This is a genomic window from Mesorhizobium sp. C432A (genome assembly GCF_030323145.1).
GTDB lineage: Bacteria > Pseudomonadota > Alphaproteobacteria > Rhizobiales > Rhizobiaceae > Mesorhizobium.
The window spans coordinates 1,543,757-1,570,279 of record NZ_CP100470.1 but is presented as its reverse complement, the minus strand read 5'-3'; the positions used below and the strand labels follow the sequence as shown (position 1 = coordinate 1,570,279).

Below are 26,523 nucleotides of genomic sequence, written 5' to 3'. Positions count from 1 at the left end.
GACCTTGTCGCCGGTTCGTTTTACTTCTTCGCCAGTTCCTTGGCCTGCTCGCGCCAGTCGTTGATCTGGTCGGTGCTGAAGGGCATGTGCGCGTCGATCTTGGCCACGTCCTTGTCCGACAGCTTGGCAAGCTGGGCGAAGGTGGTGATGCCCTGCTCGTGCAGCTGGCCGGCGGCAACCGGGCCGATGCCCTTGATCACGGCCAAATCGTCCGGCTCGCCCTTCGGCGCCTTGAACAGCGGCGCGGCGACGGCGGTCTCCGTCTTGGCTTCATCCTTCGGAGCAGCCTCGGCTTTGGCTTCGTTCTTCGCCTTGGCTTCCTTCGGCGCGGCCTCGGCCTTCGCCTCGGGCGCTACGTCAGCCTTGACTTCCTTGGCTTCCACCTTGGCTGAGGCCTTCTTGGAAGGCTTGGCGCCACCCAGCAGGATCTCGGCGATCCGCACGGTGGTCAGAAGCTGGCGGTGGCCGATCTTGCGGCGCGAATTCTGCCGGCGGCGCTTCTTGAAAGCGATGACGGTGCGGTTCTTGCCCTGCTCGACGACTTCCGCCGTGACCAGAGCGCCATCGACGAACGGGGCGCCGAAGGTGACATTTTCGCCTTCGCCATGGGCGAGGACGCTGCCGATTTCGACGATATCGCCGACATTGGCTTCGAGCTTCTCGATCTTCAGGAGATCGTTGGCGGCAACGCGATACTGCTTACCGCCCGTTTTAATGACTGCGAACATTTTTTGCCTTTCGCTGTTCGGTCGGCCTCGATGAGCCGCGTCACGCGGTTCGGCCGTCTTTTTGTCAGTCTGCGGGTTCGAAAAACAAGCGGCGTGGAAGAACCCTCCACGCCGATTGCGCGCTTCCCCTAACCGAAGGTTCGGTACGAGTCAAGGCAAACGGGCGGAATCCTTGGCCATCCTTGCCGCGCCCGATCCCTCCGGTCGAGGACCGGTTGGCCTATCTGCCGACGTGGCCGCGGCGCAGCCCTCCCGGCAAAGCCCGCACAGGAAGCTGAATTTCCCCGTGGATTTGGCCTTGTAACCTGCCCGCCCAGCCGTTATCTAGTGCGCCGCGCCGGCAACGGCCGACCATGACCGCGGAGAGGTGGCAGAGTGGTCGAATGCACCGCACTCGAAATGCGGCATGGGTGCAAGCCCATCGGGGGTTCGAATCCCTCCCTCTCCGCCACCCTACGCCCTGCGGGCTTCGGGTGGCAGGCCACCCGGAACCGCATCTGGGCGTAGGAGTGTCGCCCGAAGCTACGAAGTAGCGTAGGGGGACCGGAACGAAGCAGGATGCCCTCCGAAGCTTCAGCGTAGAGGCTGCCGCTAGGCAACGAGCCCTTGTCTGATCTGGTTCACTTCTTCGATCGGGACTGGATGCCCGGTGAGGAAGCCCTGCATCAAATTTACCCCCAGGCGCTGCAGCAATATATACTGCTCTTCCGTTTCGACACCCTCGGCGAGCACGACATGGCCGAGATTGCGCAGCAGTCCGACCATGTCCCGCAACAGGCTCAAGCCACGAGACGTCTGGCAATCGTGGAGGAAGCTGCGATCGATCTTGACCACGTCGAATTTGAAGCGGCGGAGCCATGTCAGGCCGGCAAATCCCGTTCCGAAGTCGTCCAGCCAGATCTGAACGCCCAGTTTTCGCAACCGCTCCACGTTTCTGACCGCTTGCGCCTCCAGAAAGATGTCACTGCCTTCGGTGATTTCGATGGCCAGTTTCTGGGGCGCAAGGCCGTGCCTGCCAAGGATTTCGGTGATCCGGAGCGAAAAGTTGGGAGCCTTGAGCTGAAGAACGGAGACGTTCACCGTCACGACCGAGCCCAAACCGTATTCCGCCATGTCGCCGCACGCTCGATCGATCAGCCACGTACCCAGCTCCACGATCGCTCCGGTCTGCTCGGCAAGGGGTATGAATACGGACGGACTGATCATGGTGCCGTCGAAGTCACATAGCCGCATCAGACTCTCGTGCCCCAGCACGCGCCCCGACGCCAGCTCGCGAATTGGCTGGTAAGCGACGGAAACGAGCTGGTTGGAAACTGCCACCTTCAGCAGTTCTGAAAGATTTTCGCCGGAGCGATCCTGGCTGGTGGCGTGCGGGTCGTAAATCGTGAACGTAGCCCGACCGGCAAACTTGGAAGCGTAGAGTGCGCGGTCAGCTTCCTGCAGCAGGATTCTAAGCTCTATGCTCTGATCGGCGCGCGTCAACGACGCTCCGGCACTGATCGTGACGATGTTGAGCTTGTCGCCCCGATCAGGGTGATAGATATCCAAATCCTCTACAGCGCGACAGAATTTATTCGTTATCTCATGAAGGTGAGCCCGCCCGGTGACCTTGCAGAGAATGACGAATTCTTCTCCGCCATAGCGGGCCGCGATGGCGTTGTTGGCAGCCGCCATCTCGGAAAGGACATGGGCGAGTTTGATCAGGCAATCGTCGCCGGCCTGATGACCAAGTCCGTCATTGAACCTTTTGAAGTAGTCGACGTCGATCAGAATGAGCCCTATCTCGTCGTCGTCTGCGGCCCAGTCTTCGCGCAGCTCCGAGAATTCTCGAATGATCGCCCTGCGGTTCTTCATTCCCGTGAGCGGATCGGTGTCGGCGATTTCGGTTAGCTTCTGCCCCTTCTTGATAGCAGCCTGCTCCTGGAACTGCGCCCGAAGCGCGTGCAGGAAAGTCTGGTACCGCTCCAGGCTCAGCCGCCAGGAAAGATAAAGCGACAAGACGAGACAGTTCACGAAATAGGCCGACAGCACGATGCGGCCGGCGATGTCGGCCTGAAGGGAGAACATCGCGGCGTACACAAAGCTTGCGGCGACCGTCGCGGAGGCAAGGGCTGAAAGCCAAAAACGGAAGTTGAAGAACAGATTCGCACCCAGGATGAACACTGTGCCAAAAACCATGAAATGGGAGAGGGCATCCTGATGCTCTGTTCCAACAGCGGAGACGAGCCACCCAAGGGCACCGGAGACAATCGCCAGCGCTGCTACAAGGTGCAAGGTGGCAAGGGCAAAGCCCCGTCGGGCGACAAATTCGACAAGCGCCAGGGAAGTGATCCCTAGCGTAACGCGCGTCAAAACAAGCCGGCCGGCGACATCCGGAAAGAGAAACCAATCGAAAAGGCCATAGGCCACATAGCTGAATACAGCAGCCGCAATACCCCATCGCACAAGGCTGCGATTCTCATCGGCATCCTTCTGCAGGAACAGTGTCAGGAGTTCCGGATCGGCGGAATGCCACCGCGGACGTCCAATCGCTGCCGCCACCTTCTGGGCAACGTCCTCGCTCAGTTGCATCGCAACGCTCCTCCGCGATCTGCAGTAGCGAATGCAACAGCCGACGTCGCCTGCGGTCGGGGAATGAAGACGTCCCTGTCCGCAAGAAAAGTCAGATGTCGCTAACCGAGGGTAAACGGGCGGTTCGGATTTAGCCAGTTTGCAGGATTGATGGCCGTCCCGTTGATTAAAATTTTGCTAAAATTTTATTAAAATTGTTAGCATTGGTTGGCGGCGCACCTATGCTGCTGGCCGGGGACCGGGGCGGTAAACCGGAGAGTAAACGGCATGCCTATCAAGCCAAAACTGCAGCTCGACCAATACAGCCTGGTCACCACCAGGCTGATGAAGAAACATGTTGCGACCTCCGAAGAGGCGGCTGACTCCGACGAGTTGAGGGACAGCACGGCCCAGCTCGCCCTGATACTGGACCTTGCTCATCAAGCCTTTGCGCGAAACAAACCGGCCGCCCCCGTCGTCCATCGTTTGGCGGGGCGACTCCACAAGCTCCGCCGGCAGGTTGCTACCGCGGTTTGGCAGAAACTCGTTCCTTTGGCTCAGCAGCATCGGGTCGCGGAATATTTGCTCCAGGACCCGTTCACGCGGTGGTCGGTCGAAAAACCGCGCGGGTATTCGGGCGATGCAGGCCTGCTGGATATTTACTACAAGCATCCGATCGCCGACGAGATCGTGGCCTCGTCGACCTTACTTGGTCGGCAAATCTATGCGTACACCAGTGAAGCTGCCAGTTCGGTGGCGGGGCGCGAGCGGCGGGATATTCTGGCCAGGACCGTGGACGAGACGGCCAGCAGTGTGGAAAAGGCTGAGGTGCTGGCGATTGCCTGCGGCCACCTCAGGGAAGCCGAACGCTCCGACGCGTTGGCCAGGCATAAACTGCAACGTTGGATCGGCCTGGATCAGGACCCCGTCAGCGTAGCCACGGTGAACCACGACTTTGCCGGCACGGCAGTCGAGGCAGTCCAGGGTTCCGTACGCGGCATCCTACGCCGCGCCTACGCCCTTGGCACATTCGATCTCGTCTACGCATCGGGGCTTTACGATTACCTGCCGCGTGCCATCGGCGTCCGCCTGCTTCAAAGAGCCATGGAACTCGTCAAGCCCGGTGGCGAATTCCTGTTTGCCAATTTCAGCGACGAGATAACGACGGATGGTTACATGGAGACTTTCATGGATTGGCCGCTCATCCTACGTTCGGCCGACGATATGTGGGACATCATCAATGCCGCCCTCGGCGGGAGTCCTTTCGACGCGAAAGTCTACTATGGCTCGAACCGGAATATCGTTTACGGCAAGGTGAGGAAGGGCGATCTCTAACTAGGCGCGGGAATCGCGCGCGCATCCCCGTAGCAAGGTAGGTCTGCCATGACGAGGCCATGTCTTCGCCGGCTTTCCGGCGACGGGCGAGCAGCTCGTCCGGGCTGCGGTCGGCCTACGCCGTGTTCGTTCTGCTTGCCGCCATACAGATGTGGCGGCGGTTCCAGCAGCACGACGGTGCTGCCCGCTCGGCGGGCTGCGTCTGGCCGTGTTGCTGGCACTGCCGCTGATCGCCAGGCTGTCGGTCGTGCAATGCAACGCGACTGGCCGGCCTGATCAGGCCTCGAAATAGCCGGGACGGTCGAGATCGGCGATGAGCCCAAGCCCGGTCGGCTGCCATCCCAGCGCAGTGCGGGTCTGCTCACTTGACGCCGACAAGTCCCTGCCGATGAAATGCCCGAGAAAGCCGAAATGCGCAGCCGCCTCCTCGGGGCCTATGGAAACGACCGGCAGGCCGAGCCGGCGGCCGATGATCTCGGCGATCTCTTTGCTCGCCACGCCCTGTTCGGCAACCGCATGATAGCTGACGCCGCCCGCCCCCTTCTCCAGCGCCAGCCTGTACAGGGTGGCGGCGTCGAACCGGTGCACCGCCGCCCAGCGATTTGCGCCGTCGCCGACATAGGCCGAGACGCCCTTTTCACGCGCAATGGCAATCAGCATCGGCACGAAACCGTGATCGCCCTCGCCATGGACGGTCGGCGCCAGCCGCACCGTCGATGCGCGCACCCCGCGCGCTGCGAGCGCCACGGCCGTTGCTTCCGAAGCGCGCGGCATGGAGACCGATGGAGGCGCAGGTTTGTCGTCTTCGGTTGCCGGCCTTCCCTGAGCAAAACCGGCGAGTCCGGAGGTGACAAGCAGCGGCCGCTCGGAACCCTCGAGCGCCGCGCCGAGCGTTTCGATGGCGCGCTGGTCAACTGCGCAACTGGCGGCGAATCTCGAAAAGTCGTGGTTGAAGGCCGTGTGGATGACGCCATCCGATTGGGCAGCGCCGCTGCGCAGGCTCTCGAAATCCTCGATATCGCCGCGATGCGCCTCGGCGCCCGCGGCCACGATCGACTCCGCACCTGCTTCCGACCGCGCGAGGCCAAGCACCTGATGGCCCGCCCCGAGCAATTCCCGCACAACAGCCGAACCGACAAAACCGGTAGCCCCGGTAACGAACACACGCATGATCATTTCTCCTTGGTTTTCGGCGAAGGCCGTACAGGCAGCCCGTTGCCGAAGGAGATAGAAGGTTGCGATCATACGATCTATACTGTAAAATCCGAGATATCTTCGCAATCGTCCGAGAACGCTCATGGATCCGCTGTCAGACGTGCTGTCGCTACTGAAGCCGCGCAATTACCTGTCGGCTGGGCTGGAAACCGGTGGCGACTGGGCGATCCAGTTCCCTGACCAGCAGGCCGCCATCAAATGCGGCGCCGTGGTGTCCGGCCGATGCTGGCTGTCGGTCGAGGGCGTCCCTGACGCGGTGCGGCTGGACGTGGGCGACTGCTTCCTGTTGCCGCGCTGCCGGCCTTTCCGCCTTGCCAGCGATCTCGGCCTGCCGACGGTCGATGCGCGAACGATCTTTTCACCGGCGCGGACCGGCGGCATCACCGTCCATAATGGCGGCGGCGATTTCCTCCTGGTCAGCAGTCGCTTCACGCTGTCCGGCGACCATGCCGGCATCCTGTTGCGGATGCTGCCGCCCATCGTCCACATCCGCGGCGAGAGCGACCATTCGGCGCTTCGCTGGCCGGTGGAGCGGATGATGCAGGAATTGCGCCAGCGGCGTCCCGGCGGCTTTCTCATCGTCGAGCACCTCGCCCACATGATCCTGATCGAGGCCTTGCGCCTGCATATGACCGCGCAAGGCAATGTCGGCTGGCTGTTCGCACTCACCGACAGGCAGATCGGCGCGGCGATCGGCGCCATGCACGAGGACCCGGCGCATGGCTGGACATTGCAGCAACTGGCGGAGCGCGCCGGCATGTCGCGATCGACTTTTGCGCTCAGATTCAAGCAGACGGTCGGGGCCTCACCCCTGGATTATCTGACGCGCTGGCGCATGATGCTGGCCGGCGACAGGCTGATGCATTCCGGCGATCCGGTTTCCGTCATCGCCCTGGCGCTCGGCTACGAATCCGAAAGCGCCTTCAGCACGGCATTCAAGCGCGTCATGGGCTGTTCGCCGCGGCAGTACAGCCGCCAGGAGCCGGACCCGACTGCGCAGGCCGAACGCGAAGCCGCCTGAGGCGGCGATCCGAGCGCCTTGATTACCTTGCCCTTAGAGGCTGTAGCGCGAACGAAACTCGGTGAACGACATCGCCAGATTGTTCTCGTCCACATGGCCGGTGATTCCGTCCACACTGCGCGAGTCGAGTTGTAGCGGGCGAGCCAGAGCGGACAATTGCCGAAGCCGCTCGGATTTCCCAGCGCGCTTCGACCGCTGCGGCCCTTCTGCTCAAATCGATCCCTTGCTTGCTCCATGGCATGCGCTTGACAATCGACTGATTCGCAACCCTTCGGGGATATAAGTATTCCAGTTAACTTAGGGATAATCGGCAGGAGGAACTAGATTTCAGACGCTCAATTGGCACGAGCAAAATCGCGTTTTTCATGCTTTCAGAATGACTTGCTCGCGTGCTGGCGGTTAACCGGCACCAACTTCTCCGATTTCCTTGCCTCTACGGCTGGGTAGCGCAATAGGGTTAATTGCGCGATTGCTAATATGCCTATATCTTAGGCGGCGCGGGGGGCCTCATATCTTCCCGCAGTGGCCGGTGCGGTGAAGCCCCACAAGCATGCCCAACCTGCACCGGCCATTCCCTATCTTTTCCAAGAGCTTCCGTGAAGCCTCTAGGACGCGTCGCGTTTCGGCGATGGTCGATTGCAGGGAGTCCAGTTGGCTCTCCGCTCGGAGCTGGCTACGGCGGGCGCTTTCAATGAACTGGTGGTCAGGTTCCCACCGGTCTTTCATCGGGCTTAGCCTCTCTACAGACGAACGAACTTGTCGAGATGCAGGCGTATCCGCTGGCCCTCAGCATAGGACAGCGCAAACGGTTCAATCACGAATGATCGGGTAATTTCCTGGTCTTCCTTGGCCACAGGAACGGACCATCCGCCGCCGGCTTCGACCACTTCCACGCAAGGCAATGCTTTGCGGATTGGACCCACGTTTCCACCACAGCCTCTATACGAAAAGCAATGGTAACCTCGAGTTTTATACTCCCGTCGAAAGCGGGTTTTCAACAACAAAGATGGTCTGAATCATACCATTCGGGTCAGCGGATAGCGGCTGCCGAGGTAGCGTCTCCAAGGCCGAGAAAACCGCCATCCGCGCGCAACAGCGGGTTTCCATAGTCACGGCTACATCCGAAGAATCGACCGCATAGATTCAGGAATGTGTGTTGTCGTCACGGTTCCATACAATTTAGAAGGCCATTCCCCTACGGCAGGGTAGCGCCAAAATGAAAGGATAAGCGGGCGGGCAAGTTGAAGGCGTACTGATGCCGGATCGGGCTTTGGTCCAGCAAAACCCTTTCAGCCTGGCGTCTCGGAAAGGTGCGCGGCAATGGCGCTCACAAAAGCCTTGCCGAACTCCTTGAGTTTGGCGGCGCCGACGCCATTCACCCCGGCAAAATCGTCGAGGTCTTGCGGACGACGCTCGGCCATGTCGATCAGTGTACGATCCGAAAACACCACATAGGCCGGCACCTGGCGTTCCTTGGCCAGACGCAGCCGCAGCGTCTTGAGCGCCGCGAGCAGCGACGCATCTACATTTTCGCTCTGGGGGCTCTGCCCGGCGCGAGCCGCGCGGCGCGCGGCGCGCGTGCGCATCTCGACCCGATACTGGAACGGCACCTCGTCCCGGCCGAGTGCGTGGCCCTTGTCCGCGATGGCCAACCCGCCATGGCCGGCCGGGTCCGGCATCAGGAAACCGTTCGCGACCAGCTGGCGAATCATAGATTGCCAAAAATCCTTCTTGTGCGCGGCGCCATTGCCGAAGGCTGCCAGCCTGTGATGCCCCCTTGCCGCGATCTTTTCAGTCTCGTGGCCGATCAGGATGTCGATGACATGGCCGGCGCCGAAGCGCTCGCCGCTCTGCGCCACCGCCGCCAGGATGAGGCGCGCCTCGGAGGTGCCGTCGGCGCGCGGCGCCTGTTCCAGGCAATTGTCGCAATTGCCGCAAGGGACCGCCTCTTCACCGAAATAACCGAGCAGCACCTGGCGGCGGCACTCGGCCGTCTCGCAATAGCCGATCAGCGTATCGAGCCGGCCATGCGAGCGGCGCTTGTGTTCGACAGCGGCGTCCTCGTCGTCGATGAACATGCGGCGCATGCGGATGTCGCCAAGGCCGTAAAGCATATGCGCCTCCGCCGCCCGGCCGTCGCGACCGGCGCGGCCGATTTCCTGGTAATAGGCCTCGAGGCTGCCCGGCAGGTCGGTGTGGAAGACATACGCGACATCAGGCTTGTCGATCCCCATGCCGAAGGCGATGGTCGCCACCATGACGACGCCCGACAGCGTCATGAAGGCGTTCTGGTTGGCATCACGCGCCTCCTTGCTCATGCCGGCGTGATAGGCGAGCGCGGGGACGCCGTTCTTTTCGAGGAATGCCGCCATCTCTTCGGTCTTCTTGCGCGACAGGCAGTAGACGATGCCGCTGCGCCCCTGATGGCGCTCGATGAAGTTGAGCAACTGCCGCTTGCTGTCCTGCTTGGGCTCGATGGCAAGCTTGATGTTGGGCCGGTCGACCTGATTGGCATCGTTAAACCTATCTTCACCATGTTGCGGCACCGTCCAACCCTGCGGCGATGTTTCGAGTACCGCTGCGCCACGAGCGCACAGGCAACAGCCCGCGCCTCCCCAGGAGGCGCGGGTTTCCTGTTTCTGGAATTGCCGAAAAAGGTCAGGCCAGGAAATCGGCGCGGTGCGGGGTAAAGCTGTCGACCAGGCGCCCGGCCTCCAGCGCCTTGACGCCGTGCACCAGATTGGACGGCACGATGAAGCTGCCGCCGGTCTCGATGGTCGCGGTGCGGCCGTCGATGGTCACCTCGAAGCGGCCTTCGGCGACATAGCTGGCCTGGACATGCGGGTGCGAATGCAGCGCGCCGACGCCGCCCTTGTCGAAGCCGAACTCGACCATCATCAGCTCATCGGTGGAGACGAGAACGCGCCGCCTGTTGCCGTCCGGCGTCGGCGTCCACGCGCTCTCGCCGGGCTGTGCGAAAATCTTGGCTTCAATCATGACCATCTCCTCATCGCGCCAGCCAGCCGCCGTCCACGGGAACCACCGCGCCATGCATATAGTCGGACGCTGGCGCCAGCAGGAACACGGCGGCATCGCCTATGTCTTCCGGCCCGCCCCAACGTCCCGCCGGAATGCGCGCCAGGATGGCAGCACTGCGGTCGGGATCGGCGCGCAACGCCTCGGTGTTGTTGGTTTCGATATAGCCGGGCGCAATGGCGTTGACGTTGATGCCTTTTGCCGCCCATTCGCAGGCCAGCAGCCGGGTTATGCCGAGCGCGCCATGTTTCGACGCGGTATAGGACGCGACGCGGATGCCGCCCTGGAAACTCAGCACCGAGGCGATGTTGACGATCTTGCCGCGCCGCCTCGGGTCGGTCAGCACGCGCCTGGCAAAACCCTGGCTGAGAAAGAACAGCGTCTTCAGATTGACGTCGACGACGTCGTCCCAGTCGGTTTCCGAGAAATCGACCGCATCGGCGCGGCGGATGATGCCGGCATTGTTGACCAGCCCGTCGATCGGGCCGGTCTTCTCCCACACCTGGTCGAGCATGGCCTTGGCGGCAACATGATCGGCGAGATCGCACCGCACAGTCTCGAACTGGCCGCCGGCTTCCGCGACTTGTCTTTCCGTGTCGTCCATCGCCGAGCGGCCGACACCGATGACGGTGCCGCCGGCGCGCGCGATCGAGACCGCGATGCCCTGGCCGATGCCGGTGTTTGCGCCGGTGACCAGGACGCGCTTGCCGGCCAGGCTGAAGGAGGAAGGGCCGCTCAACGCAGTTCGCCCAGCGGCACCGGGTCGACATCGGTGTAGTCGACATTGTCGCCGGCCATCGCCCAGATGAAGGAATAATTCGAGGTGCCTGCCCCTGAATGGATCGACCAGCCGGGCGACAGCACTGCCTCCTCATTGGCCATGACGATGTGGCGGGTTTCGTCCGGCTCGCCCATGAAATGGAAGACGCGCGCCGTCTCCGGCAGGTCGAAATAGAGATAGGCCTCCATGCGCCGGTCATGCACATGGCAAGGCATGGTGTTCCACACCGAGCCCGGCGCCAGCTGCGTCATGCCGACGACCAGCTGGCAGGTCTTGACGCCATCGGCATGGATGAACTGGAAGATCGAGCGCTCATTGCAGGTTTCCTTGCTGCCGAGGTCGAGCCGCTTGGCGTCGCCGATGCGGATCAGCCGGTTCGGATAGGCGTGATGCGCCGGGGCGCTGAGCAGATAGAATTTGGCCGGCGCTGCCTTGTCGGCCGACGCGAACGCCACGTCGGTGCTGCCCATGCCTAGATAGAGCATGTCGCGCGCCTGCAACTGGTGGGTGTCGCCATCTGCCGTCACCGAGCCGGCGCCGCCGATGTTGACGATGATCAGCTCGCGGCGGTCGAGAAAATTCCTGGTCCCCGTTGGCTTGATCGCTTCCAGCGGCAGCGCTGTCCCTTCCGGCACGGCGCCGCCGACGATCATGCGGTCATAATGGGCATAGGTCAGGCTGACGCGTCCCGGCTGGAACAGGTCGTCAATATGGAAGTTGTGCCGCAGTTCGTCGGTGCCCATAGAAGCCGCGGCAACCGGGTCGATGGCGAAACGCGAGGTGAAATCGGTATGCGGGTGACTTTGAGACATTACTGCTCCGGCTGAAATGGTTATTCGGATGCCGTCGCCCTGACCGAGTCGGCATAAAAGACCTGGCGGGCGTGCAGGCGCTCGCGGTAGCGCTGCTGGCTGGCGGTGAGATGGGTGCGCATCGCCTCGCGCGCGGCTTCGGCGTCGCCTGACGTGATCGCATTCAGGATCACCAGATGCTCGCGCTGCAGCCCGCGCTGATAGCTGTCGGATTGCACAAGTTCCGTCGACCAGGGCGAGGTCACGTCGCAGGGAATGGCGCGGCGTCCGAGCACATCGAGCATCTCGACATAGAACGGGTTGTTGGTGGCGCTGGCGATTGCCCGGTGGAAGGCGAGATCGGCCGGACCGGTCGGCTCGCTGTTGAGAAGCAGCCGTTCGAATTCGAAGAACGCTTCCTGGATCGCTGCTTCCTGCGCGGCGTTGCGGCGAATGGCGGCGAGCCCGGCCGATTCGATTTCGACGGCCAGGCGCACTTCGAGCACATTGAGCGCGATGGAATCCTTGCTGCCCATGTCGGCGGCGAGCGCGCCGAACATCGTTGAGATGTGCTCGGTGACGAACACGCCTGCGCCCTGGCGCGCCTCGACCAGCCCGTCGGCGGCGAGCTTGGCCAGCGCTTCGCGGATGACGGTGCGGCTGACGCCGAAGGTCTCGGTCAGCTGGCCCTCGGTCGGCAATTTGTGGCCGGGCAGGATCTCGCCCGCCTGCAACTGCTTGCGGATCGCCGCAACGACGGTCTCCGACAGTTTGGGTTTTCTCTCGACCCTGAGATCAACAGCGCTATCCGATGCCATATCGCACCCCTGTTTGAAGACGCCTATTTGAACACGCTCGGCAACCAGAGCGAAATCGCCGGAATATAGGTCACCAGCCCCAGAACCAGGATGCCCGCGCCATAGAACGGCCAGATCGAGCGCATCGCTTCCCAGACCGTAATCTTGCCGACGGCACAGGCGACGAACTGCACCGTGCCGACCGGTGGCGTGTTGAGGCCAATGCCGAGATTGAGGATGGTGATGACGCCGAAATGCACGGGGTCGACGCCGTAATGGGTGACCAGCGGCAGGAAGATCGGCGTGCAGATGATGATCATCGGCCCCATGTCCATGAAGGTGCCGAGCAGCAGCATCAAGACGTTGAGCAGAAGCAGCACCACCAGCGGATCGGTGGAGATGGCGTTCATGCCTGCGATCAGCAACACCGGCACTTTGAGATAGGCCATCAGCCAGCTGAACGAGGCCGCCGTGCCGATGATCAGCAGCACCATTGAGGTCGTGCGCACCGCGCCCTTTGTGGCATGGACGAAATCGCCCCAGGCCATCGACCGGTAGACGAAGACGGTGACCAGCAAAGCGTAGATGATGGCGATGCAGGAGCTTTCCGTCGCCGTGAAAATGCCCGAGCGAACGCCGCCGAAGATGATCCCGATGAGCAGAAGTCCGGGGATGGCGATGACCGCCAGCTGGCCGACACGCGAGAAGCCGGGAAAAGCCTCGACCGGGTAGCCGCGGCTGCGGGCGACGAAATAGGCGGTGACCATCAGCGAAGCGGCGAACAGCAGACCAGGCAGGATACCGGCGGTGAACAGGTCGGCGATCGAAATCTTGCCGCCGCCGGCGATCGAATAGATGATCATGTTCTGCGACGGCGGCAGAAGCAGCGCGATCAGCGCCGCCATCGAGGTGACGTTGACGGCATAGTCGGCTCCGTAGCCGCGCGCTTTCATCTGCGGGATCATCAGCCCGCCGACGGCAGCGGCTTCCGCCACAGCCGAGCCGGAAATGCCGCCGAACAACGTCGCGGCGATGATGTTGACCTGACCGAGCCCACCGCGGACATGACCGACCAGCGAGCCGGCAAAGGAAACGATGCGCTGCGCGATGCCGCCGCGCACCATCAGGTCGCCGGCAAAGATGAAGAACGGGATCGCCATCAGCGAGAACGCCGACATGCCCGACTTCAATTGCTGGAACACCACCAGGGGCGGCAGGCCGAGATAAAGCACGGTGGCGAAGGACGCCGCACCCAGGCAAAAGGCGATCGGCGTGCCGGCAAACATCAAAAGCGTGAAGACGCCAAACAGGATCCAGAGTTCCATCTAGGCCTCCTGCACGGCCGGCATTTCCGGCACTTCTTCGAGATTGATATCCTTGTCGATGTCGGCGCCGGACCAGCGCAGCGCGATGCGTTCGGCCGAGAACAGGCAGATCAGAAAGCCGCCGGCAACCAGCGGCAGATAGTCGAAACCGCCGGGAAGTTCGAGCGCCGGGATGACAGTGTGCCAGGTCAGCCCGACCAGCTTGCAGCCGTACCAGACCATGCCGAAGCCGAAGCCGAACGCGATCAGGTCGGACAGGGTGCGCAGCGCCCATTTGCTGCCCTTGGGCAGGATATAGAGCAGCACGTCGAAGCCCATATGGTAATTCTCGCGCACGCCGACGGCAGCGCCCAGGAAGATGAACCAGTTCATCAGCATGATGGCGGTGACTTCGGTCCAGCTCGGTGACGCGTTGAGCACGAAGCGGGAAAACACCTGGTAGGCAACAAGCGCGGTCATGGCGACCATCCCGATGCCCGCGAGATAGAGCGCACCGTCGCAAATCTTCGAAAGCACCGCGCTGAAGCGCGGTGGCGCTCCGCTCCTGGCCGTTCCCGCAGTCATCCGATCCTCCCGGTCTTTCCGTCCCCTAAAAGCGATTGGCGGGGCGGCGCCATGCCGCCCCGCCAGAAAATCACTTGGTCGCCTGGATGCGCGTCGCGAGGTCCTTGAGCTCCGGCGTCTTCAGATACTTGTCGTAGACCGGCTTCATCGCATCGATCAGCGGCTGCTTGTCGATCTCGCTGACCTTGACGCCGGCCTTCTCGACGATCTCTCGCGACTTCTTCTCCTGCGCGTCCCACAATTCGCGCATCTTGACGACGCTATCCTTGGCCGCCTGCTTGACGATCGCCTGGTCTTCCGGCGTCAGTCTGTCCCAGCTCGATTTCGACATCACCAGCACTTCCGGCACGATCTGGTGCTGGTCGACGGTATAGTGCTTGGCGACTTCGTAGTGCTTGGCGGATTCGAAGCTGGGCCAGTTGTTCTCGGCGCCGTCGATGACGCCGGTTTCGAGCGCCGAATAGACCTCGCCATAGGCCATCGGCGTGGCGTTTGCGCCAAGCGCGTTGACCATGTCGACGAACACGTCGGACTGGATGACGCGGAACTTCATGCCTTTCAGATCGGCGATCGAGGTGATGTCCTTCTTGGTGTTGTAGAAGGAACGGGCGCCGGAATCGTAGAAGGCAAGGCCGACCAGATCATGCGTCTCGAAGGCCTTGAGGATCTCGTCGCCGATCGGCCCGTCCATGACATGGCGCATGTGCTCGACCGAACGGAACATGTAGGGCAGCGACGGCACCGCGGTTTCCGGCACGATGCCGTTGAACGGACCCATCGAGACGCGGTTCAGATCGATGACACCGGTCTGCGTCTGCTCGATCGTGTCTTTTTCCTCGCCGAGCTGCGCCGAATGATAGACCTCGACCGAATAGCGGCCGGCGGTGCGCTCCTTGATGAGCTCGCCGAGATATTTGACCGCCTCGACGGTCGGATACCCGTCCGGATGGGTGTCGGCCGAGCGCAGTACGGTCTGGGCGCCGGCAACGCCGATCATCAGCGAGCCGAAGGCGAATGTGGCTGCCATCAGTTTTGAAAAATGCAACATGACTGTCTTCCTCCCTTTTAAAATTCCACGCGCCCGGCTCACAGCCGGTACGCCTTCTTGGCAAGCGTGTAGGCAAGCTCCCGCGCCAGCTCATGCGCCTCGTCCTCACGCAGCCGGTGCTCGGCGACGAGACGGGCGAGAAAGGCGCAGTCAACCCGGCGCGCCACATCGTGACGGGCGGGAATCGACGGAAAGGCACGGGTGTCATCGTTGAAGCCGACGGTGTTGTAGAAGCCGGCGGTCTCGGTGGTCATCTCGCGGAACCGGCGCATGCCTTCCGGACTGTCGTGGAACCACCAGGCCGGCCCGAGCTTCAACGCCGGATAGACGCCGGCCAGCGGCGCCAGTTCGCGCGCGTAGCTGGTCTCGTCGAGCGTGAACAGAATGATGGAGAGGTCGCGCTCCAGCCCGACGCAGTCGAGCAAGGGTTTGAGCGCCGCGGCATAGTCGGTGCGGGTCGGAATATCGAAGCCTTTGTCGCGGCCGAATCTCTGAAGAATTCCGGGCGAATGGTTGCGCCATGAGCCGGGATGGATCTGCATGACCAGCCCGTCGTCGCGGCTCATCTTGGCCATCTCGGTCAGCATCTGGGCGCGAAACAGCTTGCGCTCGCGCTCGTCGTCCGAGCCGCGGCGGATGCGGTTGAACAGCTCTTCCGCCGCCGCATCGGAAAGATTGGCGGTCTCGGCCGTCGGATGGCCGTGGTCCGATGAGGTTGCGCCGAAGCTTTTGAAGAAAGCGCGGCGATTGCGATGCGCGTCGAGATAGCCGGCCCATGTGCCGGTGTCGCAGCCGGTGATCTCGCCCAGACGATCGAGATTGGCCGAAAATCCTTCGAAGTCGGGATCGACGACAGCATCCGGCCTGTAGGCAGTGATGACGCGGCCCTGCCAGCCGCTGTCGCGGATCGTCTTGTGCCATTGGAGATCGTCGAGTGCGCCCTCGGTCGTCGCGATGACCTCGATGTTGAAGCGCTCGAACAGCGCGCGTGGGCGATAATCGTCGCGCTGCAAAAGCGCCGCGATGGTGTCGTAATGGCGGCTAGCGGCGCTGGCGTTGAGCGGCTCTTCGATGCCGAACAGATGCTCGAGCACATGGTCGAGCCACAACCGCGTCGGCGTGCCGCGGAAGAGGTAATAGTGCTCGGCGAAGCGCCGCCAGATCGCCCTGGGATCGGTCTCGACCGGCGAGCCGTCGAGGGTCGGGACGCCGAGATCTTCCAGCCGCACGCCCTGGCTGAACAGCATACGGAAAATGTAGTGGTCGGGCACCACCAGCAATTGCGCGGGATCGGGGAATGGCTCGTTGAGCGCATACCAACGCGGATCGGTGTGGCCGTGCGGGCTGATGATCGGCAGGTCCTTGATGCCGGCATGGAGATCGCGCGCGATCGACAGCGCGCGCCCTTCGGCGGCAAAAAGCAGATCCGGATCGGTCAGTCCCGCCACGTCGTTCCTCCCAGGGGCGATATCGGTAGGATTGGAAAGAAATAATGTCAACATACAAAAACTGGATTGTTGTATGATGACTTTTAACCGGCGTCAGGTCATTGTGCGGCGGAAGAGCGGATGTTACGCCGCTAGCAGATCCCGCCCCGCACACCATCCAGCGACAAGCCGCGCCATGACCAGCAGACGCCTTTCCAACGCAACAGTGCAATCCTTGCCGGCCTCGGTCGCCGTCCCCGCCTATGATCGCGCCAGTGTCGCCCCAGGCATCGTCCATCTCGGCGTTGGAGCCTTCCACCGTGCCCATCAGGCCGCCTATGTCGATGACTGCCTAGCGGCCGGCGAGACCGGCTGGGGCATTGTCGGCGTCTCGCTGCGCAGCCCCGACACGCGCGATGCGCTGACGCCACAGGACGGGCTCTACACGCTGGCGGTGCGCGGCAGCGATGGCGAAGCGCTGCACATTATCGGCTCGATCCAGTCGATGCTGGTCGCGCCGGAAGACCCCGGCGCGGTGCTGGCCGCGCTGACCGACCCGCGCACCCGCATCGTCACCCTGACCATCACCGAAAAGGCCTATCTCAGGGCCGCCGACGGCAGCCTCGACGAAAACCATCCCGATATCGTCCACGATCTGGGCAATCCCGGATCTCCCAGGACAGCGCATGGATTCCTGGCGGAAGCGCTGGTGCGACGCCGGGCCGCCGGCACGCCGCCCTTCACCGTGCTTTGCTGCGACAACCTGCCGGCCAATGGCGCCACGCTGCACCGGCTGCTGGTCGGGTTTGCAAAACTGCGCGATGCCGGCGCTGCTGCTTCAGGCGACGCTGCCCTCGCCGGTCATATAGCCGATGACGTTGCATTCCCATCGAGCATGGTCGACCGCATCGTGCCGGCAACCACCGATGCCGACCGGGCGCGCATCGCGGTCGAACTCGGCCTCGAGGACGCCTGGCCGGTGATGACCGAACCGTTCCGGCAATGGGTGATCGAAAACAGGTTTCCAGCCGGCCGCCCGGCCTGGGAGAAATTCGGCGTCACCATGGTCGAGGATGTCCGGCCGTTCGAGGACATGAAGCTTCGGCTGCTCAACGGCGCCCATTCGGGCATCGCCTATATCGGCCTGCTCAGCGGCCACGTCACCGTCGACCGCGCCTTCGCGGATCCCGCGATCCGCGCGTTCGTCGACCGGCTCTGGGCCGAGGCCATCCCGACATTGCCTGGGGATGCCGGGCTCGACACGTCAGCCTATACGGCCGAACTTGCCGAACGTTTCTCCAACACCGCGCTGGCCCACCGCACCGCGCAGATCGCCAATGACGGCAGCCAGAAATTGCCGCAGCGCATTGTCGCTACCGCCATCGAGTGCATCCAGGCCGGCCTGGTCCCGGAGCATCTGACGCTGGTGATCGCCGCCTGGATCGCCGCCTGCGAGGCGCGCGGCAAGGACCTGCCGGAAGCCCACTTTACCGATCCGCTCGACGCGGCGCTGGCGGCGCTCGACGAACGACGGATGCTGGAACGAGTAGCGGCGGTGTTCGACTGGGCCGGCTTCGCCAGCGGCAAGCCCGAGCGGCAGACGCTGATCGAACTGGTCGCCGCTCATCGCGAGCATATCCTGCAAGGCGGGATCGTGCTTGCGCTCTCAGCGCTCGGCATACCGGAGCCGACAAACGTAGGCTGAAGCTGGTCCGGAACCGCCCATTTCAAGCCTATTGTCCCGCCGGAGCGTCCAGCCTCTGCCGCGACGAATACTCCGTGCCTTGCGAATTCCAGAACAGTCGCACTGCCTTACCGACCAGGTTTTCGGCAGGAACGAAGCCGACACTGAGCCGGCTATCGGAGGAATTATCCCTGTTGTCGCCAAGCACGAAATAGTGGCCTTCGGGCACGTCGAACACCCGCGTGTTGTCGGTTATTGAATTGTCCGTAAGACTGATGACGGAATAGGAAACGCCGTTGGGGAGGGTTTCACGCTGCAGTCTGGCGCTTTGGGGAGAGTCCTCGGAGCTGTACGGACCAACATCCTCGAGTTTGACCGCCACACCATTGATGCGAAGGATTCCGTCGACCATCTGGATTTTGTCGCCCGGCAGTCCAACGACCCGCTTGACGTAGTCGATGCTCGGATCCGCTGGAAATTTGAACACCACAATATCTCCGCGCTTCGGCTCGGCGGCAAAGATCCGGCCTTCGAAGGGCAGCAGCCCAAGAGGAACACTGTAGCGGCTGTAACCATAGGCAAACTTCGAGACGAAGAAATAGTCGCCGAGTTCCAGCGTTGGTGTCATGCTGCCTGCCGGGGTCGAAAACGGCTGGAAGAGGAATGTGCGGATCGCTAACGCGGCTCCGTAGGAGGTCAGCACGGCCAACAGCAGCACCGAAAGGCCGTGTGAATACCACCGGTTCGGTCTGTATCGTGACGCGAAAGGCACGACGAGCGCTACCCACAGGACCATGAGACCTAAACTGGAGAGATCCACCAGCCAGGCGAGATCGACCCCCGGCAGAACCGGGAATCCCACATATGTCAGCGCAATGCTTATGGCGCTGATCACCACCAGGCTGGCAACCGCCGGTCGGCCGGCGCCGATCCAAAGGAACCCGCCGAACGGACCGCCAAAGGCCGCGATCAGCGCCGTCGTCCACCGGGATCGCGAGGCCGCTTCCGGTTGCGTTGTCTGTTCCGTCATCGGCCACCCCAAATCGATAGACAGCTGGACTGTCGAACAACCAGAAAGCAGGGGCAAGCCCCGATCCGACTGTACCGCCGCAGCCAAATCGCGGTTCCGCCGGCGCCATCGCCTAATACAAGCTCATCTCGCCCTGACTGGCAGCCGGCATGCCGCCACCCGATCTGATCATGCTGGCTGCCCGCCCTGAAATCCCGCCAAGGCCCTGCGCCTATGCGAGACGATCCAGGATGGCGGCCGCAACAAAAAAGCCGGGCTGAGCCCGGCCTTTTCTTCAAGTCATTCTGCGGCTTACGCCGGCAGCAGCGCGCCTTCGAGCGTGGTAAGCTGGCTAAGGAACTGCTCCGCCTTGCTGCGGCTCTGGTCGTCCTTGGCGTCGGCGGCGTCTTCCTTGGCTTCCTGGATGCGGCGGGCGAGATCGGCGCGGTCGATATCGCCGACGGCGACCGCCGATTCGGCGAGCAGCGTGCAGCCGGCAGGGACGATGTCGGCAAAGCCGCCGAACACCACATAGCGCTCTTCCTTGCCGCCGGCGGTCTTCAGCGTGACGACGCCCGGCTTGATCGTGGTCATGACTGGCGCATGGTGCGCCATGACTGTCATTTCACCTTCGGCGCCTGGAATGACGACGGACTCGACCTGCTCGGAAACCAGGAGGCGCTCCGGCGAGACCAGTTCGAACTTGAAAGCTTCAGCCATGTCAATTTAGTGAGTAGGGAATAGTGAGTAGGGAGTAGGGAGAGGACAGCTGTCCTGATCACCCGCCGCTATTCACTACTGACTACTGACTACTCCCTATTGCCTTGATTACGCTGCTTCAGCCGCCAGGCGCTGAGCCTTCTCGACCGCTTCGTCGATGCCGCCGACCATGTAGAAGGCGGCTTCCGGCAGGTGATCGTAGTCGCCGTTGCAGAGGCCCTTGAAGCCCTTGATTGTGTCGGCGAGGTCGACCAGCTTGCCCGGCGCACCCGTAAACACTTCGGCGACGAAGAACGGCTGCGACAGGAAGCGCTCGATCTTGCGGGCGCGGGCCACCGTCTGCTTGTCCTCTTCCGACAGCTCATCCATGCCAAGGATGGCGATAATGTCCTGCAGCGACTTATAGCGCTGGAGGATCGACTGCACCTGGCGGGCGACGGCATAGTGCTCCTCGCCGACGACCAGCGGATCGAGCATGCGCGAGGTCGAGTCGAGCGGATCGACGGCGGGGTAGATGCCCTTTTCCGAGATCGCGCGGTTGAGCACGGTCGTCGCGTCCAGGTGGGCGAACGAGGTCGCAGGCGCCGGGTCGGTCAAATCGTCGGCCGGCACGTAGATCGCCTGCACCGAAGTGATCGAACCCTTGGTCGTTGTGGTGATGCGTTCCTGCAGCGCACCCATGTCGGTGGCCAGCGTTGGCTGGTAACCCACGGCCGAAGGAATACGGCCGAGCAGCGCCGACACTTCAGAACCGGCCTGCGTGAAGCGGAAGATGTTGTCGACGAAGAACAGCACGTCCTGGCCCTGGTCGCGGAAATATTCGGCGACCGTCAGGCCGGTCAGGCCGACGCGGGCACGCGCGCCCGGCGGCTCGTTCATCTGGCCATAGACCAGTGCCGCCTTGGAGCCTTCGCCGCCGCCCTTCTTGTTGACGCCGGACTCGATGAACTCGTGATAAAGATCGTTGCCCTCGCGGGTGCGCTCGCCGACGCCGGCGAACACTGAGAAGCCGCCATGCGCCTTGGCGACGTTGTTGATCAGCTCCTGGATCAGAACCGTCTTGCCGACGCCGGCGCCGCCGAACAGGCCGATCTTGCCTCCGCGGGCGTAGGGCGCCAGAAGGTCGAGCACCTTGATGCCGGTGATCAGGATCTGCGCTTCCGTCGACTGTTCGACATAGGTAGGCGCCGGCTGGTGGATGGCGCGCATCTCGATGCCGTCGACCGGGCCTTCTTCGTCGACCGGCTCGCCGATGACGTTGATGATGCGGCCGAGCATGCCCGGGCCGACCGGAACGGTGATCGGCGCGCCGGTGTCATAGACGTCCTGGCCGCGAACCAGGCCTTCGGTGGAATCCATGGCGATGCAGCGCACGGTGTTTTCGCCCAGATGCTGGGCAACTTCGAGCACCAGGCGGTTGCCGACATTGGAGGTTTCGATGGCGTTCAAAATGGCCGGCAGATGATCGCCGAACTGCACGTCGACGACGGCGCCGATGACCTGGCGAACCTTGCCGATGGCGCCGGTCCTCTTGACGGCAACGCTCGTCGTCTTCGCTGCCGGGGCCGCGGCCTTGGCGGGCGCGGCCGCCTTCTTGGCCGGAGCGGCCTTCGCCGCTGCTGCCGGAGCCTTTGCGGCCGCTTTGGGGGCCGTCTTCGCGGGGGTCGCTGCTTTCGCCATCGTCTTTACCCTTCTCGTCCTTTGTTTCTCACGCTCCATCAGAAGGTCGATGACCTCCTGGCGGTCGCGCCTAGAGCGCTTCGGCGCCCGAAATGATTTCGATCAGTTCCTTGGTGATCTGCGCCTGCCGCTGGCGGTTATAGGTGATCGACAGTTTGTTGATCATGTCGCCGGCATTGCGCGTTGCATTGTCCATGGCGCTCATTTTGGCGCCCATCTCGCCGGCTGCGTTTTCGAGCAGCGCGCGGAAGACCTGGACCGAGATGTTGCGCGGAATGAGGTCGGTGAGGATCTCGCCCGGCTCCGGCTCGTATTCGTAGACGGCATTGCCACCGGCGGTCGCTTCGGCGGGAGCCGAAGCCACGCCGGCAGGAATGATCTGCTGCGCGGTCGGAATCTGGCTGATCACCGACTTGAACTGCGAATAAAACAGCGTGCAGATATCGAAGCCGCCTTCGCCGAACAGATGGATGATCTTACGGGCGATCGCATCGGCATTGACGAAGCCGAGCTTCTTGACATCGCGTAGGTCGACGCGGTCGATAATCAGCGAGGCATAGTCTCGGCGCAGAATGTCGAAACCCTTCTTGCCGACGCAGATGATCTTGACCTGCTTGCCGTCGGCCAGAAGCCGGCGGATATGGTCGCGGGCCAGACGTGCGATCTGCGAGTTGAAGCCGCCGCACAGGCCGCGCTCGGCCGTGCAGACGACGAGCAGATGCACATCGTCCTTGCCGGTGCCGGTCATCAGCGCCGGGGCATCGCCGCCGCCGCCGATCGCCTGCGTGATATTGGCCAGCACCGCACCCATCCGCTCGGAATAGGGACGCGCCGCCTCCGCTGCTTCCTGCGCGCGACGCAGCTTCGCCGCGGCGACCATCTGCATCGCCTTGGTGATCTTCTGCGTCGCCTTGACCGAGGCGATACGGTTACGAAGGTCTTTTAATGAAGGCATGCTTCAAACCTGATCCCGAGCGTCCGGCTTCTTCTCAAGCGAAGGTCTTGGCGAAGGCGTCGATCTCGGCCTTCAGCTTGGCGCGCAGATCGTCCGACAGCGCCTTTTCCTTGCGGATGCCGTCCAGCACGTCCTTGCCGGCCGAGCGCATATGGCTGAGCAGGCCGTGCTCGAACTTGCCGACCTGGTTCAGCGCCAGCTTGTCGAGATAGCCGTTGACGCCGGCGAAGATCACCGTGACCTGCTCCTCGACCTTGAGCGGCGAGAACTGCGGCTGCTTCAACAGTTCGGTCAGGCGCGAGCCGCGGTTGAGCAGGCGCTGCGTGGCGGCGTCGAGATCGGAGCCGAACTGCGCGAACGCAGCCATTTCGCGGTACTGCGCGAGCTCGCCCTTGATCGAGCCGGCGACCTGCTTCATCGCCTTGATTTGCGCCGACGAACCGACGCGCGACACCGACAGGCCGACGTTGACCGCCGGACGGATGCCCTGGAAGAACAGGTTGGTTTCGAGGAAGATCTGGCCGTCGGTGATCGAGATCACGTTGGTCGGGATGTAGGCCGACACGTCGTTGGCCTGCGTCTCGATGATCGGCAGCGCGGTCAGCGAACCGCCGCCCAGATCGTCGTTGAGCTTGGCGGCGCGCTCGAGCAGGCGCGAATGCAGGTAGAACACGTCGCCCGGATAGGCTTCGCGACCCGGCGGGCGGCGCAGCAAGAGCGACATCTGGCGATAGGCGACGGCCTGCTTCGACAGATCGTCATAGCTGATCAGCGCATGCATGCCGTTGTCGCGGAAATATTCGCCCATGGTGGCGCCGGTGAACGGCGCCAGGAACTGCATCGGCGCCGGATCGGAAGCTGTGGCGGCGACGATGATCGAATATTCAAGGGCGCCGCGCTCTTCGAGAACCTTCACGAACTGCGCGACCGTCGAGCGCTTCTGCCCGATGGCGACGTAGACGCAGTAGAGCTTTTCCTTTTCCGGCCCGTTGTCGTGCACGGCCTTCTGGTTGAGCATCGTGTCGAGGATGATCGCGGTCTTGCCGGTCTGGCGATCGCCGATGACCAGCTCGCGCTGGCCGCGGCCAACGGGGATCAGCGCATCGATGGCCTTGAGGCCGGTCGACATCGGCTCGTTGACCGACTTGCGCGGGATGATGCCTGGCGCCTTGACGTCGACGCGCTTGCGTTCGGTCGCCTTGATCGGGCCCTTGCCGTCGATCGGATTCCCGAGCGCGTCGACGACGCGGCCGAGCAGGCCCATGCCGACAGGCGTATCGACGATGGCGCCGGTGCGTTTGACGATGTCGCCTTCCTTGATGTCGCGGTCGGCGCCGAAGATGACGACGCCGACATTGTCGGCTTCGAGGTTGAGCGCCATGCCGCGGATGCCGCCGGGGAATTCGACCATTTCGCCGGCCTGGACATTGTCGAGGCCGTAGACGCGAGCGATACCGTCACCGACGGACAGCACCTGGCCGACTTCGGAGACCTCGGCCTCCTTGCCGAAATTCTTGATCTGGTCTTTGAGAATTGCGGAAATTTCCGCGGCGCGGATGTCCATCAGCCGACCTCTTTCAGTGCAAGCTTGAGCGAATTGAGTTTGGTTTTGAGCGACGTATCGATCTGGCGCGAGCCCATCTTGACCACCAGCCCGCCGAGCAGCGACGGATCGACGGTAACAGTGATGGCCACGTCCTTGCCGGCGACGCCTTTCAGCGCGGCCTTGAGTTCGGTCTGCTGGGCAGCCGTCAGTTCATGCGCCGAAGTGACCTCGGCTGATGTCTCACCGCGCTGTTCGGCGGCGATCTTGCGAAAAGCCTTGATCATGCCGGGCACCGCGAAGAGCCGGCGGTTGCGGGCGACGACGCGCAGGAAATTGCCGGTCAGGCCGGTGATGCCGGCCTTGTCGGCGATCGACGCGATTGCCTTGGCCTGGTCCTCGCTGGAGAACACCGGGCTGTTGATGAGGCGCGTCAGGTCGGCGCTGTCATCCAGCATCCTGGCGAAACTGTCGAGGTCGGCCTCGACCTTGGCCACCGAATTCGATTGCAGCGCAAGTTCGAACAGCGAACCCGCGTAGCGTTCTGCGACACCCGAGATTGGCGATGACGATTGAGCCACGGACCGTCTTTTCTCTTGTCTGAGGGGCCGCAGATTGTTGGCGCGAGCAAAAACTCTGGCTAAATCTTTGACCTTACTAAGTTTTTCCAAGCACGGAGGCGCGGCTTCCGCTATCCCCGGCCGAAAGTCGATTGCCGTCTAGCACAGGCATTTTAAGACCGCAATGCGTCGTCCCGCATGCTTTTCGGGCACTATTGTCGCATCCGGCCGCAGAGTTCAACCGAAGCCTTTGGATTGGCTGCCGATTCAGGGCAGAAAGCCGAAGACGAAGGCAAGCGGCAACGCGGCCAGGACGAGTTCGACGACGATCGACGCCCAGTTGAAAGGCGTGTTGGCGCCGTCCGACATCATCGACAGCAAACGGCCAAAAGCGGTGAACAGCCAGGAAAAGCCGAGTGCCATATAGAGCCACGGCTGCGCCAACAGAATGCAGCACAGGCTGACGCCGAGATAGAAGCCCGACATCCGGCCGCGCCCTTCCGCGATTGCCGCTGCCCTTTCGGGCCGGACCTGCAGCCGCAGAATCCGAAATGCCAGCCCTGGCGCGAGGAAAAACAGCAGACCGAGCGCCAAGGTGACGACGGCGCTGGACCAAGCCAGCCATTCGCCCTGGCTGGTCGGCCACGGAAACGCAAATTCCATCTTGCTTTCATCCCCTCACAGCAATGCCGGATGCATTGAATGTCGCTGCAAAAAGAAGTCAAGCGCGCGGCAGTTTCGGCGCGCAATTCGTGAAGGAGCGGAAGGCTGTTTAGGCCGCGCACGCGTCCGGCCAGCATCGTGGCCAACCTGTATTATCAGGCGACGCCTCCCTCCTATCTGCAGGACCGGTTTTGCACAGCCAAAGGCCCCGACACCGGTCGCCTTTATTTCCTGACCGGGCACCTCAATCTGGCCGGCACGGAAGCAGATCGATGGAAGCTGAAAGTGGCCGGCAGCGGCAATGTCGCCGTGGCTGCCCAGCCCTGATCCTTGTTTTGACCCTTCAGGGCAGCATGAATGCGACCGCCGCCTCAGCATGGATGCGCGTGGTGTCGAACACCGGAATGTCGAAATCGCGCTCGCCAATCAACATGGTGATCTCGGTGCAGCCCATGATGACGCCATCGATCTTCTCATCGCGCCGCAGACGGGCGACCTCGTCGATATAGGCCGCCTTCGATGCCGCGTTGACGATGCCCCGGCAAAGCTCGTCGTAGATTACCTGGTGCACCATGTCGCGCCCGGCCTGGTCCGGCACCACGGGCTGCAGCCCGTATTTCTCCGTCAGCCGGCCCTTGTAGAAATCCTGCTCCATGGTGAAGCGGGTCGCCAGCAGCGCCGGCCGCTTGACGCCGGCGCCCTTGACCGCGACGGCCGTGGCGTCGGCAATGTGGATAAGCGGGATCGACACCGCCGCCTGCACCCGGTCGGCGAGCTTGTGCATGGTGTTGGTGCAGATCAAAAGCCCCTCTGCGCCGCCCGCCTCCAGCTTGCGCGCGGCATCCGCCAGCAGCACGCCCGCACTGTCCCAGTCGCCATGATGCTGCCGGTCGGCGATTTCGGCGAAGTCGAAGGAATAGAGCAACAGCTTTGCCGAATGCAGCCCGCTCAGCCGCTCGCGCACGATCTCGTTGAGCAGGCGATAATAGATCGCCGTCGATTCCCAGCTCATGCCGCCGATGAGGCCAAGGGTTTTCATGCGCTGAGCCTCCAGCAGGACCGAACGATCTCTCTCACAGAAAAGCTTTACG

General features: G+C 62.7%; 24 protein-coding genes, 1 tRNA gene and 1 pseudogene. 5 read left to right on the top strand and 21 right to left on the bottom strand.

Annotated elements, in window-relative coordinates; translation table 11 throughout:
• Positions 1 to 20: 20 nt before the first annotated feature.
• Entirely contained in the window at positions 21 to 728 is a 708-nt protein-coding gene (locus tag NLY33_RS07480) for a 50S ribosomal protein L21 (protein ID WP_023704931.1), read from the bottom strand.
• Positions 729 to 1,089: 361 nt separating this feature from the next.
• On the opposite strand from NLY33_RS07480, the gene NLY33_RS07475 reads away from it, so the two are divergent.
• Positions 1,090 to 1,179: transfer RNA gene (locus NLY33_RS07475), tRNA-Ser, on the top strand.
• A gap of 140 nt (positions 1,180 to 1,319) precedes the next feature.
• Here the strand turns inward: NLY33_RS07475 and NLY33_RS07470 are convergent.
• Positions 1,320 to 3,299 (bottom strand): putative bifunctional diguanylate cyclase/phosphodiesterase, encoded by a 1,980-nt coding sequence (locus NLY33_RS07470; RefSeq protein ID WP_023704932.1) that lies wholly within the window; start codon positions 3,297 to 3,299, stop codon positions 1,320 to 1,322.
• Between the two features lie 267 nt (positions 3,300 to 3,566).
• On the opposite strand from NLY33_RS07470, the gene NLY33_RS07465 reads away from it, so the two are divergent.
• Entirely contained in the window at positions 3,567 to 4,613 is a 1,047-nt protein-coding gene (locus NLY33_RS07465) for a class I SAM-dependent methyltransferase (RefSeq protein ID WP_023684116.1), read from the top strand.
• A gap of 276 nt (positions 4,614 to 4,889) precedes the next feature.
• Here the strand turns inward: NLY33_RS07465 and NLY33_RS07460 are convergent, their stop codons facing one another.
• Positions 4,890 to 5,783, bottom strand: a complete 894-nt coding sequence (locus NLY33_RS07460) for an SDR family oxidoreductase (RefSeq protein WP_023704933.1) — start codon at positions 5,781 to 5,783, stop codon at positions 4,890 to 4,892.
• Between the two features lie 127 nt (positions 5,784 to 5,910).
• Here NLY33_RS07460 and NLY33_RS07455 point away from each other — a divergent pair, with 127 nt between their 5' ends.
• Positions 5,911 to 6,849, top strand: a complete 939-nt coding sequence (locus NLY33_RS07455) for an AraC family transcriptional regulator (protein WP_023704934.1) — start codon at positions 5,911 to 5,913, stop codon at positions 6,847 to 6,849.
• 740 nt (positions 6,850 to 7,589) lie between these two features.
• Here the strand turns inward: NLY33_RS07455 and NLY33_RS07450 are convergent.
• The 10 genes and pseudogenes from NLY33_RS07450 to uxaC all read right to left on the bottom strand — a co-directional run bounded on the left by NLY33_RS07450 (position 7,590) and on the right by uxaC (position 16,639).
• Positions 7,590 to 7,742, bottom strand: coding sequence for a hypothetical protein (locus tag NLY33_RS07450; RefSeq protein ID WP_023668683.1), 153 nt, complete (start codon positions 7,740 to 7,742; stop codon positions 7,590 to 7,592).
• 396 nt (positions 7,743 to 8,138) lie between these two features.
• Positions 8,139 to 9,350 (bottom strand): annotated as a pseudogene (locus tag NLY33_RS07445) (RecQ family ATP-dependent DNA helicase); the annotation flags it as partial.
• A 157-nt stretch (positions 9,351 to 9,507) separates the two neighbouring features.
• The gene (locus NLY33_RS07440) at positions 9,508 to 9,846 is read right to left on the bottom strand and encodes a cupin domain-containing protein (RefSeq protein ID WP_023684110.1); all 339 of its coding nucleotides are present in this window, start codon (positions 9,844 to 9,846) and stop codon (positions 9,508 to 9,510) included.
• 10 nt (positions 9,847 to 9,856) lie between these two features.
• Positions 9,857 to 10,624 carry a 2-dehydro-3-deoxy-D-gluconate 5-dehydrogenase KduD gene (gene kduD / locus NLY33_RS07435; protein ID WP_023704936.1) on the bottom strand — a complete coding sequence of 256 codons (768 nt, stop codon included), beginning with the start codon at positions 10,622 to 10,624 and terminating at the stop codon, positions 9,857 to 9,859.
• Positions 10,621 to 11,478 carry a 5-dehydro-4-deoxy-D-glucuronate isomerase gene (gene kduI, locus NLY33_RS07430; protein ID WP_023704937.1) on the bottom strand — a complete coding sequence of 286 codons (858 nt, stop codon included), beginning with the start codon at positions 11,476 to 11,478 and terminating at the stop codon, positions 10,621 to 10,623. Before kduI ends, kduD begins: the two co-directional genes overlap by 4 nt.
• A gap of 20 nt (positions 11,479 to 11,498) precedes the next feature.
• Entirely contained in the window at positions 11,499 to 12,275 is a 777-nt protein-coding gene (locus NLY33_RS07425; protein WP_023684107.1) for a FadR/GntR family transcriptional regulator, read from the bottom strand.
• Positions 12,276 to 12,298: 23 nt separating this feature from the next.
• Positions 12,299 to 13,579 carry a TRAP transporter large permease gene (locus NLY33_RS07420; RefSeq protein WP_023704938.1) on the bottom strand — a complete coding sequence of 427 codons (1,281 nt, stop codon included), beginning with the start codon at positions 13,577 to 13,579 and terminating at the stop codon, positions 12,299 to 12,301.
• Positions 13,580 to 14,143 (bottom strand): TRAP transporter small permease, encoded by a 564-nt coding sequence (locus NLY33_RS07415; protein WP_023668678.1) that lies wholly within the window; start codon positions 14,141 to 14,143, stop codon positions 13,580 to 13,582.
• 70 nt (positions 14,144 to 14,213) lie between these two features.
• On the bottom strand, positions 14,214 to 15,191 hold the full coding sequence (locus NLY33_RS07410) for a TRAP transporter substrate-binding protein (RefSeq protein ID WP_023684104.1): 978 nt from the start codon (positions 15,189 to 15,191) through the stop codon (positions 14,214 to 14,216).
• A 38-nt stretch (positions 15,192 to 15,229) separates the two neighbouring features.
• Entirely contained in the window at positions 15,230 to 16,639 is a 1,410-nt protein-coding gene (gene uxaC / locus NLY33_RS07405) for a glucuronate isomerase (protein ID WP_023708217.1), read from the bottom strand.
• 175 nt (positions 16,640 to 16,814) lie between these two features.
• Here uxaC and NLY33_RS07400 point away from each other — a divergent pair, with 175 nt between their 5' ends.
• Positions 16,815 to 18,323: a mannitol dehydrogenase family protein gene (locus NLY33_RS07400; protein WP_023704939.1), complete on the top strand. Its 1,509-nt coding sequence runs from the start codon at positions 16,815 to 16,817 to the stop codon at positions 18,321 to 18,323.
• 28 nt (positions 18,324 to 18,351) lie between these two features.
• Here NLY33_RS07400 and lepB read toward each other — a convergent pair whose 3' ends face one another.
• The 7 genes from lepB to NLY33_RS07365 all read right to left on the bottom strand — a co-directional run bounded on the left by lepB (position 18,352) and on the right by NLY33_RS07365 (position 25,432).
• Positions 18,352 to 19,098, bottom strand: a complete 747-nt coding sequence (lepB, locus tag NLY33_RS07395) for a signal peptidase I (RefSeq protein WP_032892998.1) — start codon at positions 19,096 to 19,098, stop codon at positions 18,352 to 18,354.
• A 525-nt stretch (positions 19,099 to 19,623) separates the two neighbouring features.
• A complete protein-coding gene (locus tag NLY33_RS07390; protein ID WP_023668674.1) occupies positions 19,624 to 20,031 on the bottom strand; it encodes a F0F1 ATP synthase subunit epsilon in 408 nt (135 codons plus the stop codon).
• Between the two features lie 108 nt (positions 20,032 to 20,139).
• Positions 20,140 to 21,711, bottom strand: a complete 1,572-nt coding sequence (gene atpD, locus NLY33_RS07385) for a F0F1 ATP synthase subunit beta (RefSeq protein ID WP_023704940.1) — start codon at positions 21,709 to 21,711, stop codon at positions 20,140 to 20,142.
• A 70-nt stretch (positions 21,712 to 21,781) separates the two neighbouring features.
• Positions 21,782 to 22,666, bottom strand: coding sequence for a F0F1 ATP synthase subunit gamma (locus NLY33_RS07380; RefSeq protein ID WP_023668672.1), 885 nt, complete (start codon positions 22,664 to 22,666; stop codon positions 21,782 to 21,784).
• 34 nt (positions 22,667 to 22,700) lie between these two features.
• The gene (atpA, locus tag NLY33_RS07375) at positions 22,701 to 24,230 is read right to left on the bottom strand and encodes a F0F1 ATP synthase subunit alpha (RefSeq protein ID WP_023684101.1); all 1,530 of its coding nucleotides are present in this window, start codon (positions 24,228 to 24,230) and stop codon (positions 22,701 to 22,703) included.
• On the bottom strand, positions 24,230 to 24,790 hold the full coding sequence (locus NLY33_RS07370; RefSeq protein ID WP_023704941.1) for a F0F1 ATP synthase subunit delta: 561 nt from the start codon (positions 24,788 to 24,790) through the stop codon (positions 24,230 to 24,232). The genes atpA and NLY33_RS07370 overlap by 1 nt, the downstream gene beginning before the upstream one ends.
• 246 nt (positions 24,791 to 25,036) lie before the next feature.
• The gene (locus NLY33_RS07365) at positions 25,037 to 25,432 is read right to left on the bottom strand and encodes an AGROH133_08824 family phage infection protein (protein ID WP_023684099.1); all 396 of its coding nucleotides are present in this window, start codon (positions 25,430 to 25,432) and stop codon (positions 25,037 to 25,039) included.
• Between the two features lie 138 nt (positions 25,433 to 25,570).
• Here NLY33_RS07365 and NLY33_RS07360 point away from each other — a divergent pair, with 138 nt between their 5' ends.
• Positions 25,571 to 25,759, top strand: coding sequence for a hypothetical protein (locus NLY33_RS07360; protein ID WP_023698227.1), 189 nt, complete (start codon positions 25,571 to 25,573; stop codon positions 25,757 to 25,759).
• A 16-nt stretch (positions 25,760 to 25,775) separates the two neighbouring features.
• On the opposite strand, the gene NLY33_RS07355 is transcribed toward NLY33_RS07360, so the two are convergent.
• Entirely contained in the window at positions 25,776 to 26,471 is a 696-nt protein-coding gene (locus NLY33_RS07355; RefSeq protein WP_023684097.1) for an aspartate/glutamate racemase family protein, read from the bottom strand.
• Positions 26,472 to 26,523 lie beyond the last annotated feature (52 nt).